This window comes from Streptomyces sp. NPDC058697, from assembly GCF_042715345.1.
In the GTDB taxonomy this organism is placed as follows: domain Bacteria; phylum Actinomycetota; class Actinomycetes; order Streptomycetales; family Streptomycetaceae; genus Streptomyces; species Streptomyces liliifuscus.
Genome location: NZ_JBHXSU010000018.1, coordinates 23,875 through 38,032, shown reverse-complemented (window position 1 = coordinate 38,032; position 14,158 = coordinate 23,875). Strand labels below are relative to the sequence as shown.

General features: G+C 68.0%; 14 protein-coding genes. 11 read left to right on the top strand and 3 right to left on the bottom strand.

Annotated features, from left to right (window positions below; all coding sequences use genetic code 11):
* Positions 1-18 precede the first annotated feature (18 nt).
* The 11 genes from ACFWXQ_RS33000 (at position 19) to ACFWXQ_RS32950 (ending at position 10,218) form a co-directional block, all read left to right on the top strand.
* Complete coding sequence (locus ACFWXQ_RS33000; RefSeq protein WP_383947369.1) at positions 19-1,452, top strand: MraY family glycosyltransferase; 1,434 nt, start codon at positions 19-21, stop codon at positions 1,450-1,452.
* Between the two features lie 296 nt (positions 1,453-1,748).
* The gene (locus ACFWXQ_RS32995) at positions 1,749-2,186 is read left to right on the top strand and encodes a hypothetical protein (protein WP_200395843.1); all 438 of its coding nucleotides are present in this window, start codon (positions 1,749-1,751) and stop codon (positions 2,184-2,186) included.
* A 273-nt stretch (positions 2,187-2,459) separates the two neighbouring features.
* Positions 2,460-3,230, top strand: a complete 771-nt coding sequence (gene atpB, locus ACFWXQ_RS32990; protein WP_383947379.1) for a F0F1 ATP synthase subunit A — start codon at positions 2,460-2,462, stop codon at positions 3,228-3,230.
* 77 nt (positions 3,231-3,307) lie between these two features.
* The gene (gene atpE, locus ACFWXQ_RS32985) at positions 3,308-3,541 is read left to right on the top strand and encodes an ATP synthase F0 subunit C (RefSeq protein ID WP_143636214.1); all 234 of its coding nucleotides are present in this window, start codon (positions 3,308-3,310) and stop codon (positions 3,539-3,541) included.
* Positions 3,542-3,581: 40 nt separating this feature from the next.
* Entirely contained in the window at positions 3,582-4,139 is a 558-nt protein-coding gene (locus tag ACFWXQ_RS32980; protein WP_143636212.1) for a F0F1 ATP synthase subunit B, read from the top strand.
* Positions 4,136-4,951 carry a F0F1 ATP synthase subunit delta gene (locus tag ACFWXQ_RS32975; RefSeq protein ID WP_383947365.1) on the top strand — a complete coding sequence of 272 codons (816 nt, stop codon included), beginning with the start codon at positions 4,136-4,138 and terminating at the stop codon, positions 4,949-4,951. The genes ACFWXQ_RS32980 and ACFWXQ_RS32975 overlap by 4 nt, the downstream gene beginning before the upstream one ends.
* 139 nt (positions 4,952-5,090) lie before the next feature.
* A complete protein-coding gene (gene atpA, locus ACFWXQ_RS32970; RefSeq protein ID WP_383947362.1) occupies positions 5,091-6,683 on the top strand; it encodes a F0F1 ATP synthase subunit alpha in 1,593 nt (530 codons plus the stop codon).
* A gap of 20 nt (positions 6,684-6,703) precedes the next feature.
* A complete protein-coding gene (locus tag ACFWXQ_RS32965; protein ID WP_383947359.1) occupies positions 6,704-7,621 on the top strand; it encodes a F0F1 ATP synthase subunit gamma in 918 nt (305 codons plus the stop codon).
* The gene (atpD, locus tag ACFWXQ_RS32960; protein ID WP_383947356.1) at positions 7,622-9,058 is read left to right on the top strand and encodes a F0F1 ATP synthase subunit beta; all 1,437 of its coding nucleotides are present in this window, start codon (positions 7,622-7,624) and stop codon (positions 9,056-9,058) included.
* Between the two features lie 209 nt (positions 9,059-9,267).
* Positions 9,268-9,642 carry a F0F1 ATP synthase subunit epsilon gene (locus tag ACFWXQ_RS32955; RefSeq protein WP_383947353.1) on the top strand — a complete coding sequence of 125 codons (375 nt, stop codon included), beginning with the start codon at positions 9,268-9,270 and terminating at the stop codon, positions 9,640-9,642.
* A gap of 129 nt (positions 9,643-9,771) precedes the next feature.
* On the top strand, positions 9,772-10,218 hold the full coding sequence (locus ACFWXQ_RS32950) for a DUF2550 domain-containing protein (protein WP_055614422.1): 447 nt from the start codon (positions 9,772-9,774) through the stop codon (positions 10,216-10,218).
* 35 nt (positions 10,219-10,253) lie between these two features.
* On the opposite strand, the gene ACFWXQ_RS32945 is transcribed toward ACFWXQ_RS32950, so the two are convergent.
* From ACFWXQ_RS32945 to ACFWXQ_RS32935, 3 genes are all read right to left on the bottom strand, one after another.
* Positions 10,254-12,086, bottom strand: a complete 1,833-nt coding sequence (locus tag ACFWXQ_RS32945; RefSeq protein ID WP_383947350.1) for a glycosyl hydrolase family 18 protein — start codon at positions 12,084-12,086, stop codon at positions 10,254-10,256.
* Between the two features lie 152 nt (positions 12,087-12,238).
* Positions 12,239-12,880 (bottom strand): response regulator, encoded by a 642-nt coding sequence (locus ACFWXQ_RS32940; RefSeq protein ID WP_383947347.1) that lies wholly within the window; start codon positions 12,878-12,880, stop codon positions 12,239-12,241.
* A complete protein-coding gene (locus ACFWXQ_RS32935; RefSeq protein WP_383947345.1) occupies positions 12,877-14,076 on the bottom strand; it encodes a sensor histidine kinase in 1,200 nt (399 codons plus the stop codon). The genes ACFWXQ_RS32940 and ACFWXQ_RS32935 overlap by 4 nt, the downstream gene beginning before the upstream one ends.
* Positions 14,077-14,158 lie beyond the last annotated feature (82 nt).

Genomic DNA, 14,158 nt, shown 5'->3' with positions numbered 1-14,158 from the left:
AGATCTGTGGGGAAGCCTGTGCGTGAATACCTCCTGACGCTCTGCATCACGGCCGCGGTGACGTACCTGCTGACCGGGCCGGTGCGGAAGTTCGCGATCGTGGCCGGAGCGATGCCGGAGATCCGGGCACGTGACGTGCACCGGGAACCCACCCCGCGCCTGGGCGGCATCGCGATGTTCTTCGGGCTGTGCGCCGGCCTGCTGGTCGCCGACCACCTGACGAACCTCAGTGAGGTCTTCGAGAACTCCAACGAGCCGCGGGCCCTGCTCTCCGGTGCGGCCCTGATCTGGCTGATCGGCGTCCTGGACGACAAGTTCGAGATCGACGCCCTCATCAAGCTCGGCGGCCAGATGATCGCCGCGGGCGTCATGGTCATGCAGGGTCTGACGATCCTGTGGCTGCCGATCCCCGGCGTCGGCTCGGTCTCCCTGACCCAGTGGCAGGGCACGCTGCTGACCGTCGCGCTCGTCGTGATCACCATCAACGCCGTGAACTTCGCCGACGGCCTCGACGGCCTCGCCGCCGGCATGGTGTGCATCGCGTCCGCCGCGTTCTTCATGTACGGCTACCGCATCTGGTACGGCTACGGGCTCGAGTCCGCCGCCCCCGCCACCCTCTTCTCCGCGATCCTCATGGGCATGTGCCTCGGCTTCCTGCCGCACAACATGCATCCCGCGCGGATCTTCATGGGCGACTCGGGCTCGATGCTCATCGGCCTGGTGCTGGCGGCCGGTGCCATCTCCATCACCGGGCAGGTCGACCCGGACGCGATGAACCTCTTCGCCGGGTCCGAGAAGGAGGCCGTGCACCAGACGGTGCCCGTCTACATCCCGCTCCTGCTGCCGCTGACGATCATCGCCGTCCCGGCGGCCGACCTGGTGCTCGCCATCGTGCGGCGCACCTGGCGCGGCCAGTCCCCGTTCGCCGCCGACCGCGGGCATCTGCACCACCGCCTGCTGGACATCGGGCACTCGCACAGCCGGGCCGTGCTCATCATGTACTTCTGGTCGGCCCTGGTCGCCTTCGGAGCCCTGGCCTACTCGGTGAACTCCGGGGCCATGTGGATCGTGCTCGGCATCATGGCGCTCAGCGCGGTGGGCCTGGTCCTGCTCCTGCTGCCGCGCTTCACGCCGCGCGCCCCGCGCTGGGCCGAGCACTTCCTGCCCCCGCGCTACCGCCGCCGCAGGGCCGCGCTGGCGTCGGCGGAGGCCTCGACCGAGTCGACCGAGGCCGCGTACGCCGAGGGTGACGGGACGCACGACGAGACGCACGACGGGACACTCGTCGGAGCCGGTGACGGCGTCGGCGCTGAAGCCGCTGACGGCGTCGACGGCGAACGTGAGGAACGCCGCACTCCGGTTGTCGCCGGCGTCTCAGGAGTCAATGGGGCGACGGCTGTTGGCCCTCATTCGCGCCTCCTGGACGGGCGCAAGGCCGGCACGTCCCGCTGACGCGAGGTAAGAATCGTGCAAGAACCATCGAGATGCCGGCGCCGGTAAACTGCCCCAATACCAGACAAGTTGGTCGCCCGAGTGCACAGACGTGCAGTTTCACTCTCATGTGTGACGCCGAGCACACCAACCAGGTAAAGACCTCATCAAATAGTTTGTGATACGGTTCACGAGAACCCGGGACAGAGCCGAAGGACCGCAGTGCGACGGTCCATTGGCGGTGAGGTTCTCTCTCTGTCCGGGACTACGCTCGTCCATGACGACACCTGCCCCCTTGAGCAAGCGGAGTTGCCGCCATGCCGTCCAATGACGTCCGGATCCTTCTCCAGGCCGCTGTGCCCACAGCTGCCGTCGGCGCGATCGCCGCCGTCGTCAGTGGTGTGGTCGCCGGTGGCAAGGGAGCGATCGGGGCGGGCTTCGCGACGCTGGTCGTGATCCTCTTCATGGGTATCGGGCTGTACGTCCTGCAGCGCACCGCCAAATCGCTTCCGCACCTTTTCCAGGCGATGGGTCTGATGCTCTATACGGCACAGATTCTGCTGCTGTTCATCTTCGTCGCCGCCTTCAAGAACACGACGCTGTTCAATCCCAAGGCTTTCGCGATCACGCTGGTCGCCGCCACGCTCGCGTGGATCGGCGCCCAGGCGCGTGCCCACATGAAGGCCAAGATCCTCTATGTCGAACCCGACTCCTCGAAGGGCGACAAGCCCGAAAAGACGGGGCACTCGTCGTGAGGGGTAGGGCCGGGATAAGCGCGGGTGGGAGATCCTGCTATCGTCCGGTGCCAACTGCGGCATCGCGGGCGCGGGCATGTGAGCTGACGCCTGCCCCAGCGCGAGGCTCGATGCCCTCCAGCCGCCCCCACATCCGTAACACCAGTCCAGTGCCGAACCGCGGCTGCGCGCCGCGCCGACACAACGAGGTTGCCGTACCCATGCGTCACGCCGAAGGAGCCCGTGGTGAGTGCTGACCAGACCCAGCTCGCCTTTGAGTGGAACTGTCGGATCATGTCCGACAACGGCTGCGGCTTCCCGGCACCGGGCCTGCACTCGTTCCTGTTCAAGCCGATCGTCACGGTCGGTGGGTTCGAGTTCAACAAGGTGATGCTGCTCGCGCTCATCACCACGCTTCTGGTGATCACCTTCTTCACGCTTGCCTTCGGCAAGGCGAAGGTGGTCCCGGGCAAGCTGCAGATGGTCGGCGAGGCAGGTTACGACTTCGTCCGCCGCGGCATCGTCTACGAGACCCTCGGCAAGCGGGAGGGCGAGAAGTACGTCCCCCTGATGGTCTCGCTCTTCTTCTTCATCTGGATCATGAACATCTGGTCCGTGATCCCGCTGGCCCAGTTCCCGGTCTCGTCGATCATCGCCTTCCCGATGGTGCTCGCCGGCATCGTCTACATCGTCTGGGTCTCGCTGACGTTCAAGAAGCACGGCTTCGTCGGCTTCTTCAAGAACGTCACCGGTTACGACAAGTCGCTCGGCCCGGTGCTGCCGCTCGTCATGGTGATCGAGTTCTTCTCGAACCTGCTGGTCCGGCCGTTCACGCACGCGGTGCGACTGTTCGCCAACATGTTCGCCGGTCACCTGATGCTGGTGATGTTCACCGTCGCCTCCTGGTACCTGCTGAACAGCTGGATGATCCCGGCGGCCGGCATCTCCTTCGTCATGACCGTCGTCATGATCCTCTTCGAGCTCTTCGTGCAGGCCGTCCAGGCGTACGTGTTCGTGCTCCTCGCCTGCTCGTACATCCAGGGCGCCCTGGCCGAGCACCACTGAGCCGCGACGCTCCACCAACCCCCAGAACGTCCGGTGGCCAACCCCCGCCGGTCCATGAAAGAGAAGGAAGAATCAGCATGGCTGCCCTTGAGACCCTCGCCGCTGTCGAAGGCAACATCGGTTCCATCGGCTACGGCCTCGCCGCCATCGGCCCCGGCGTCGGCGTCGGCATCATCTTCGGTAACGGCACCCAGGCCCTCGCCCGTCAGCCCGAGGCGGCCGGCCTGATCCGCGCCAACCAGATCCTCGGCTTCGCCTTCTGTGAGGCCCTCGCCCTCATCGGCATCGTCATGCCGTTCGTCTACAACTGACGAACCCTGACGAGCGAACCTTTCAACGGAAGGCACTGATGTGATCGCCAACCTGGTACAGCTGGCGGCCGAGGAGGAGCAGAACCCGCTCGTCCCGCCGGGCCCCGAGCTGCTCGTCGGCACCATCGCCTTCGCCATCGTGTTCTTCTTCTTCTGGAAGAAGCTCCTCCCGAACATCAACAAGGTTCTGGAAGAGCGCCGCGCGGCGATCGAAGGCGGTATCGAAGAGGCCGACGCCATGAAGGTCGAGGCCCAGAGCGTGCTGGAGCAGTACAAGGCTCAGCTCGCCGAGGCTCGGCACGAGGCCGCGCGTCTGCGCCAGGAGGCGCAGGAGCAGGGCGCCACGCTCATCGCCGAGATGCGTGCGGAAGGCCAGCGGCAGCGCGAGGAAATCATCGCCGCCGGTCACTCGCAGATCGCGGCCGACCGCAAGGCCGCGTCGTCGGCGCTGCGCCAGGACGTGGGCCAGCTGGCCACCGAACTGGCCGGCAAGCTCGTCGGCGAGTCCCTTGAGGACCACGCCCGGCAGAGCCGCACGATCGACCGCTTCCTCGACGGTCTCGACGAGTCCGCTTCGAAGGCCGAGGCGTCGCGATGAACGGAGCGAGCCGCGAGGCCCTGGCCGCCGCACGAGAGCGTCTCGACGCGCTGACGGACAACACGTCCGTGGACGCGACGCTGCTCGCCGACGAGCTGGCCGCCGTCACCGCGCTGCTCGACCGCGAGGTGTCACTGCGTCGGGTCCTCACCGACCCGGCGCAGGCCGGAGAGGCGAAGGCCGAACTGGCCGGGCGTCTGTTCGGCGGCCAGGTCGGCGGCACGACCGCCGATCTGGTGGCCGGCCTGGTGCGCTCCCGCTGGTCGCGGTCGCGTGACCTGGTCGACTCCATCGAGGAACTGGCCGACACCGCCGACCTCACGGCGGCGCAGCAGGCGGGCACGCTCGACGAGGTCGAGGACGAGCTGTTCCGGTTCGGCCGGATCGTCTCTTCGAACACCGGGCTGCGTGCCGCACTGACCGACCGCGGCGCCACGACCGCGGCCAAGAGCGAGCTGCTGCGCAGCCTGCTCGGCGGCCGGGCCAAGGTGACGACCGAGCGTCTGGTCACGCGCCTTGTGACCGCGCCCCGGGGACGTAGCCTGGAGTCGGGACTCGAGTCCCTGTCCAAGCTCGCCGCCGAGCGTCGTAGCCGCATGGTCGCCGTCGTCACCTCGGCGGTTCCGCTGAGCGACCCGCAGAAGCAGCGCCTGGGTGCCGCCCTCGCGAAGGTCTACGGCCGCCAGATGCACCTCAACCTCGACGTGGACCCCGAGGTCCTCGGTGGGATCCGGGTGCAGGTCGGTGACGAGGTCATCAACGGATCCATCGCGGACCGGCTGGAAGACGTCGGCCGCCGCATGGCGAGCTAGCGACAGCAACTCAATACACGTACGTAAACAGTTACACGCAGTAATACGGCCCTGGTTGGGCCGTGCAGAGGATTCCTGGGGGCTGACCCCAGACCCCCCAAGAAAACTTCGGGCCCAACAAGGAGAGCAGGGAACCCAGATGGCGGAGCTCACGATCCGGCCGGAGGAGATCCGGGATGCGCTGGAGAACTTTGTCCAGTCGTACAAGCCGGACGCGGCCTCGCGCGAGGAGGTCGGTACGGTCACCCTTGCCGGCGACGGCATCGCGAAGGTCGAGGGCCTGCCCTCGGCCATGGCCAACGAACTGCTGAAGTTCGAGGACGGCACCCTCGGCCTCGCGCTCAACCTGGAAGAGCGCGAGATCGGCGCCATCGTCCTCGGTGAGTTCAGCGGCATCGAGGAGGGGCAGCCGGTCACCCGTACCGGCGAGGTCCTCTCCGTGGCCGTCGGCGAGGGCTACCTCGGCCGCGTTGTCGACCCGCTCGGCACCCCGATCGACGGTCTCGGCGAGATCGAGACGTCCGGCCGCCGCGCCCTCGAGCTGCAGGCCCCGGGCGTCATGGCCCGTAAGTCGGTGCACGAGCCGATGGAGACCGGCTACAAGGCCGTCGACGCGATGACCCCGATCGGCCGTGGCCAGCGTCAGCTGATCATCGGTGACCGCCAGACCGGCAAGACCGCCCTGGCCGTCGACACGATCATCAACCAGCGCGACAACTGGCGCACCGGCGACCCGAACAAGCAGGTCCGCTGCGTGTACGTCGCCATCGGCCAGAAGGGCTCGACCATCGCCTCCGTGCGTGGCGCCCTCGAAGAGGCCGGCGCGCTGGAGTACACGACCATCGTCGCCGCCCCGGCGTCCGACCCGGCCGGCTTCAAGTACCTTGCGCCGTACACCGGTTCGGCCATCGGCCAGCAGTGGATGTACGAGGGCAAGCACGTCCTCATCATCTTCGACGACCTCTCGAAGCAGGCCGACGCCTACCGCGCCGTGTCCCTGCTGCTCCGCCGTCCGCCGGGGCGCGAGGCCTACCCCGGTGACGTCTTCTACCTGCACTCCCGTCTGCTGGAGCGCTGCGCGAAGCTCTCGGACGAGATGGGCGCTGGTTCGATGACCGGTCTGCCGATCGTCGAGACGAAGGCCAACGACGTCTCGGCGTTCATCCCGACCAACGTCATCTCCATCACCGACGGCCAGTGCTTCCTGGAGTCGGACCTGTTCAACGCCGGTCAGCGCCCCGCGCTGAACGTCGGTATCTCCGTCTCCCGAGTCGGTGGTTCCGCACAGCACAAGGCGATGCGCCAGGTGTCCGGCCGACTGCGCGTGGACCTCGCCCAGTTCCGTGAGCTGGAGGCGTTCGCCGCCTTCGGTTCCGACCTGGACGCCGCGTCGAAGTCGCAGCTGGAGCGCGGTCAGCGGATGGTCGAGCTGCTCAAGCAGGCTCAGTACCAGCCGATGGCCACCGAGGACCAGGTCGTCTCCATCTGGGCCGGCACCACCGGCAAGATGGACGAGGTGCCGGTGAACGACGTCCGCCGCTTCGAGAAGGAGCTCCTGGAGTACCTGCACCGCAAGGAGCAGGGCCTCATGACCTCCATCAAGGAGGGCGCCAAGATGTCGGACGACACCCTGGGGGCCATCGCCGACGCGATCGCGGACTTCAAGAAGCAGTTCGAGACGTCGGACGGCAAGCTGCTCGGCGAGGACACCCCTGCCGCTGCGGGCAAGTGACGACGGAAGGGACCTGACTCATGGGAGCCCAGCTCCGGGTCTACAAGCGTCGCATCAAATCCGTCACCGCGACCAAGAAGATCACCAAGGCGATGGAGATGATCGCCGCCTCGCGCGTCGTCAAGGCGCAGCGCAAGGTGGCGGCCTCCACGCCGTACGCGACCGAGCTCACCCGGGCGGTCACGGCGGTCGGCACGGGCTCGAACACCCAGCATCCGCTGACCACCGAGGCCGAGGCGCCGACGCGTTCCGCCGTGCTGCTCCTGTCGAGCGACCGCGGCCTCGCCGGCGCGTTCAACTCCAACGCCATCAAGGCGGCGGAGCAGCTGACCGTGCGTCTTGAGGCCGAGGGCAAGGAGGTCGACACGTACATCGTCGGCCGCCGCGGTCTGGCCCACTACAACTTCCGTGAGCGCAAGGTCTCGGAGTCGTGGTCGGGCTTCACCGACGAGCCCACGTACGCGGACGCCAAGAAGGTGGCCGTTCCGCTGATCGAGGCCATCGAGAAGGAGACGGCGGACGGCGGCGTGGACGAACTCCACATCGTCTACACCGAGTTCGTCTCGATGATGACGCAGACGGCGGTCGACAGCCGACTGCTGCCGCTCAGCCTCGAAGAGGTCGCGGAGGAGTCACCGTCCAAGGGCGAGATCCTTCCGCTGTACGACTTCGAGCCGTCGGCGGAGGACGTCCTTGACGCCCTTCTGCCCCGGTACGTCGAGAGCCGTATCTACAACGCGCTGCTCCAGTCGGCCGCCTCCAAGCACGCGGCCACCCGCCGCGCGATGAAGTCGGCGACCGACAACGCGGGAGACCTGATCACTTCACTCTCCCGACTTGCCAACGCGGCCCGCCAGGCCGAAATCACCCAGGAAATCAGCGAGATCGTCGGTGGCACCGCAGCCCTGGCCGACGCGACCGCGGGGAGTGACAGGTAAATGACGACGACAGTTGAGACGGCCGTTGCCACGGGCCGCGTCGCCCGGGTCATCGGCCCGGTCGTCGACGTGGAATTCCCCGTCGACGCCATGCCGGAGATCTACAACGCCCTTCACGTCGAGGTGGCCGACCCGGCCAATGCCGGCGAGAAGAAGATTCTGACCCTGGAGGTCGCCCAGCACCTGGGTGACGGCCTGGTCCGCACGATCTCGATGCAGCCCACCGACGGTCTGGTCCGCCAGGCCGCGGTGACCGACACGGGCTCGGGCATCAGCGTCCCGGTCGGTGACTTCACCAAGGGCAAGGTGTTCAACACCCTCGGCGAGGTACTGAACACCGACGAGCAGTACGAGGGCGAGCGCTGGACCATCCACCGCAAGGCCCCCTCGTTCGACCAGCTCGAGTCGAAGACCGAGATGTTCGAGACGGGCCTGAAGGTCGTCGACCTTCTCACCCCGTACGTCAAGGGCGGCAAGATCGGTCTGTTCGGTGGTGCCGGTGTCGGCAAGACCGTGCTGATCCAGGAAATGATCATGCGTGTCGCCAACCTCCACGAGGGCGTCTCCGTCTTCGCAGGCGTCGGTGAGCGCACCCGTGAGGGCAACGACCTCATCGCGGAGATGGAAGAGTCGGGCGTTCTGGACAAGACCGCCCTTGTCTTCGGTCAGATGGACGAGCCCCCGGGCACCCGTCTGCGCGTGGCCCTTGCCGGTCTGACCATGGCGGAGTACTTCCGCGATGTGCAGAAGCAGGACGTGCTGTTCTTCATCGACAACATCTTCCGCTTCACCCAGGCCGGTTCCGAGGTCTCCACCCTGCTCGGCCGTATGCCCTCCGCGGTGGGTTACCAGCCGACCCTGGCCGACGAGATGGGTCTCCTCCAGGAGCGCATCACCTCGACCCGTGGTCACTCGATCACCTCGATGCAGGCGATCTACGTCCCCGCGGACGACCTGACCGACCCGGCCCCGGCCACCACGTTCGCCCACCTCGACGCGACGACGGTTCTGTCCCGTCCGATCTCCGAGAAGGGCATCTACCCGGCCGTGGACCCGCTGGACTCCACGTCCCGCATCCTGGACCCGCGGTACATCGCGCAGGAGCACTACGACGCCGCCATGCGCGTCAAGACGATCCTGCAGAAGAACAAGGACCTCCAGGACATCATCGCGATCCTCGGTATCGACGAGCTGGGCGAGGAGGACAAGCTCGTCGTCCACCGTGCCCGTCGCGTGGAGCGCTTCCTGTCCCAGAACACCCACGCCGCCAAGCAGTTCACCGGCGTGGACGGTTCGGACGTTCCGCTGGAGGAGTCGATCGCGGCGTTCAACTCGATCTGCGACGGCGAGTACGACCACTTCCCGGAGCAGGCGTTCTTCATGTGCGGTGGCCTGGAGGACCTCAAGGCCAAGGCCAAGGAGCTCGGCGTCTCCTGAACCTCGTGTTCTCGGTGAGGGGGCGGGGTCGCACCTCGCGGGGTGCGTCCCGTCCCCTTCACCACGCCCACGCAGCATCTCCCGGGGGGCAACCCCCGGACCCCCGGCCGAGAGGCGGGGCGGGGCCCGGCACTTCCGTACTCGGCGCCCTACTAGACTTAACCCAACACCCGGCAGCGAAAGCCGGGTGGTGACCCGAGGAGCCCACCTTGGCTGCTGAGCTGCACGTCGAGCTCGTCGCCGCGGACCGCAGTGTCTGGTCCGGCGAGGCCACCCTGGTCGTCGCGCGTACCGCGTCCGGCGACATCGGCGTCATGCCCGGCCACCAGCCGCTGCTCGGTGTGCTGGAGTCGGGCCCGGTGACCATCCGTACGAGTGATGGTGGAACGGTCGTCGCCGCGGTGCACGGCGGTTTCATCTCGTTCGCGGACAACAAGCTGTCGCTGCTGGCCGAGATCGCCGAGTTGTCGGACGAGATCGATGTCCAGCGCGCGGAGCGGGAGCTCGAGCGCGCGAAGGCGGAGGGCGATGCCTCCGCCGAGCGTCGCGCGGACGTCCGTCTGCGAGCGGTGTCGACGCACTGAAACCAGCGCGCGACGAGATGTGACTCAGCCGCGGCCAGGACCGGAGCTTGCTCCGGACCGGGTCGCGGCTGAGGCGATGCGGGTGCTTTTTTCCTTTCCGTTACCTAGGAGACGAGGAGGTCGGTGTCGATGGTCCTCGCTCTGACTGTGTGCGGGTTGGTAGTCGTGCTGGTGGCGGTGGCACTCTTCGTGTTCCATCTGCGCCGCCGGCTGATCCAGCGCTCTGGCGGTACGTTCGACTGCAGCCTCCGCTGGGACGCCCCGGAGAAGAGCGACACCAGCGGCAAAGGCTGGGGCTACGGCATCGCCCGCTACAACGGCGACCGCATCGAGTGGTTCCGCATCTTCTCGTATGCTCCCCGCCCGCGCCGTGTCCTGGAACGCTCGGCGATCGAGGTGGCCGGCCGCCGCACCCCGGACGGCGAGGAGGAGCTGGCGCTGCTCGCCGACCAGATCATCCTCGCCTGCGTCCATCGCGGTACGCGCCTTGAGCTGGCCATGAGCGAGGACGCGCTGACCGGATTTCTCGCGTGGCTTGAAGCAGCCCCGCCCGGCCAGCGCGTCAATGTCGCTTGATGGTGGTTGATCTCAACTGTTGGTGCTGAGGGTCGCTAGTTCAGGCCGCCGTTGATCGCGGTCACCAGTTCGCCGTTGGTGGTGTCGCCGCTGAACTCCCAGAAGAACGCGCCGCCCAGGCCCTGGTTCTTGGCCCAGGTCATCTTGGAGCCGATGGTGGCCGGGGTGTCGTAGCTCCACCAGTTGTTGCCGCAGTAGGCGTAGGCCGTGCCGGCGATGGTGCCGTTGGCCGGGCAGGAGTTCTTGAGGACCTTGTAGTCCTCGATGCCCGCCTCGTACGTGCCGGGTGCCGCGCCGGTCGCCGAGCCGCCGGGAGCGGCCTGGGTGACGCCGGTCCAGCCGCGCCCGTAGAACCCGATGCCGAGCAGCAGCTTCTTCGCGGGTACGCCCTTGCTCTTGAGCTTGGCGATCGCGTCGGCCGAGTTGAAGCCGGCCGCCGGGATGCCGTTGTACGAGGTCAGCGGCGAGTGCGGGGCGGTCGGACCGTCCGCGTCGAAGGCGCCGAAGTAGTCGTACGTCATCACGTTGTACCAGTCGAGGGACGCCGAGGCGCCGCCGTAGTCGGCCGCGTCGATCTTGCCGCCGGAGGAGCCGTCGGCGGTGATGGCCGCGGTGACCAGGTAGTTGGAGCCGAACTCGGTGCGCAGCGCCTGGCTGAGCGTCTTGAACGAGCTGAAGCCGGACGTGTCACAGGTCAGGCCGCAGGCGTTCGGGTACTCCCAGTCGATGTCGATGCCGTCGAAGACGTCGGCCCAGCGCGGGTCCTCGACAACGGACTTGCAGGAGGCGGCGAAGGCGGCCGGGTTGGCGGCGGCCTGGCCGAAGCCGCCGGAGTAGGTCCAGCCGCCGAAGGAGTACAGCACCTTGATGTGCGGGTACTTGGCCTTCAGCTGGCGGAGCTGGTTGAAGTTGCCGCGCAGCGGCTGGTCCCAGGTGTCGGCGGTGCCGCTGACGGACTGGTCGGCGGTGTACGCCTTGTCGTAGGCGGCGTAGGTGTCGTCGACGACGCACTTGCCGTCCTTGACGTTGCCGAACGCGTAGTTGATGTGCGTGATCTTCGAGGCCGAGCCCGAGGTCACGAGGTTCTTGACGTGGTAGTTGCGGCCGTAGACGCCCCACTCGGTGAAGTAGCCGAGCTTGACCTTGTCGCCGGTGGGCGGCTCGGTGGTGCCGCCGGTGGTGCGCACGGCGACCGCTCCGCTCGCCGGACCGGTCTGGTCGGCGGTGTCACGGGCCTGGACGGTGTAGGAGTAGTCGGTGCCGGCGGTCAGACCGGTGTTCGTGTACGAGGTGGTCGTGACGGTGGCGACCTTGGCGCCGTCGCGCAGGACGTCGTAGTTCTTGATGCCCTTGTCGTCGGTGGCCGCGCTCCAGGACAGCTTCACCGAGGTGTTGGTGATGTCGGAGGCGGTGGGGGTGCCGGGGGCCGAGGGGGCGGAGTCGCCGGGGACACTACCGCCGTCACAACTGCCGCCGTTCAGCTTGCAGTTGGCGGGGGAGCCGGTGCCGGTGCCGTTGAAGCCGAAGGAGACGGAGGCGCCGGGGGCGAGGCTGCCGTTCCAGGACTTGTTCTTGGCGGTCCAGTGGGTGCCGGAGTTGGTGACGTCGGCGTCCCAGGCAGAGGTGACCGAGGTGCCCGAGGGGAAGTCCCACTCGACGTTCCAGGAACCGATGGTCGTGGTGCCCGTGTTCTTGACGGTCCACTTGCCTTCGAAGCCGGATCCCCAGTCCTGGGTCTTGGCGTAGGTGGCGGTCGCCGACGTGGCGGCGGAGGCGGGGCTCGCGAGCCCGACCAGGGCGGCGAACGGCAACAACAGGGTGGTGAGCCCGGCCACGGCTCTCTGTCCGAGTCTGTGTCTGAGGCGCATCCGCGTCTCCTATGGGGAGTTTGATGAGGTGCGCAGGACAATAGAAAGGTCTGGACCATAGGTCAATAGGTCCAGACCAGTGCGGGGGTGCCGAGCGGCTACTTGTTACACGCGCCGACCGGCGTACGCCGCCGCTCGTAACACCCTGCCCGCTATACGCCCAACTCCTGTGCCAGGACCGCCGCTTGGACCCGGCTGCGCAGTTCGAGCTTGCCCAGCAGGCGGCTGACGTGCGTCTTCACGGTCGCCTCCGCCATGTCGAGCCGTACACCGATCTCCGCGTTGGACAGGCCCTCTCCGAGGCAGGACAGCACCTCCCGCTCCCGGCGCGTCAGCGAGTCGAGGACGGACGGGTCGGCCGACGGTTCGCGGACCGGCTTCGCCGCGAACTCGGAGATCAGCCGACGGGTCACCGCGGGCGCGATCAGACCCTCGCCGCGCGCCACCGTCCGCACCGCGTCGAGGAGTTGACGAGCCTCGGTGTTCTTCAGCAGGAAGCCGGCCGCGCCCGCGCGCAGCGCGCCGAAGACGTACTCGTCCAGGTCGAACGTGGTCAGTACGAGCACGTCGGCGAGGCGTTCGGCGACGACCTGGCGGGTGGCGGAAACGCCGTCGAGGCGGGGCATCTGAATGTCCATCAGAACGAGGTCGGGCCTCAGTTCCCGGGCCAGGGCCACCGCCTGCTCGCCGTCCGCCGCCTCGCCGACCACCTCGATGTCGGGGGCGCTGCCCAGGATGAGGACGAGACCGGCGCGTACGGCGGACTGGTCCTCGGCGACCAGCACACGGATCATTCGGATTCTCCTTCGGTGATCGGGAGGGTGGCGCGTACGGTCCAGGTCTTGCCGTAGGCGGAGGCGGGGTCCCCGACGGGTCCCGCCTCGAACGTGCCGTGCAGCAGCGCGACCCGCTCACGCATCCCGATCAGGCCCGCGCCCGAGCCGGGGGCGCGCGGGCCGTCGTCCCGGGCGCCGCCGTACGGGCTGGTCACCCGCACGTCGAGGGAGTGGTCGCGCTGGGCGAGGACGACCGTGACCCGGCCGGGGGAGGCGTGCTTGAGGGCGTTGGTCAGGCACTCCTGCACGATGCGGTAGGCGGCCAGCTCGACCGGGGCGGGGAGCGTCGCGTGTGTGCAGTCCAGGTGCACGTCGAGGCCGTTGGCGCGGGCCTGGTCCACCAGCGCGCCGAGTCCGTCGAGGGTGGGCGCGGCGACCGCCTCCGTGTCGCCGCTGCTGTCCCGCAGGATGCCGATGAGGCGGCGCATCTCGGCCAGCCCCTCGACGCTGTTCTCGCGGATGACACCGAGGGCCTGCTTCGAGGTGTCGGGGTCGTCGAGCGAGAGCGCGGCCGTGGAGTGGATGGCGATCGCGGAGAGGTGGTTGGCGACCATGTCGTGCAACTCCCGTGCCATGCGCGCCCGTTCGGCGGTGACGGCCTGGCTGCGGTCCACCTCGGCGAGCAGGGCGGTCTGTTCGGCTCGGAGGCGGGCCGCCTCGGCGGCGTCGCGGTGGTCGCGGACGATCCAGCCGGTGGCGGCAGGGGCCAGCGACACGACGCCGACGCCCACGCCGATGAGCAGGGCCTCCGGCTGGCGCCAGATCGCCACGGGCGCGATCGTTCCGGCCACCGTGAGCAGCCCGGTGATCCACGGGATGCGCCGGGCGGAGGCGGGTGGCCCGTACAGCACCGCCGCGTACACGAGGTCGGTGAACATCACGACGGTGGCCAGGCTGCCTCGCGTGAACAGGTCCGCGACCAACGCGACCGTGCCGACGAGCAGGGCCGTGCGCGGCATGGTCCTGCGCAGCAGCTCGCAGCCCGTCATCACGACGAGCGGGATCAGCAGTGCCCGGCTGTCGGACCACAGGACGATCGGCTCGCCGGCCGGCCGGGTGCCCAGCCCCACCGCGTACAGGAAGATCCCGCCGAGCAGTCCCGCGGCCGCGATCCGCACGTCGTCTCGGTGGGGGCGGGGGAGTCGTACGGCCATGACTCCATCCAACACGGAGTGTGCCGCCGACGCCTGATCCCCGGGGACGGTCCTTGGCTACATCGAAGGATGCAGTGCCGTT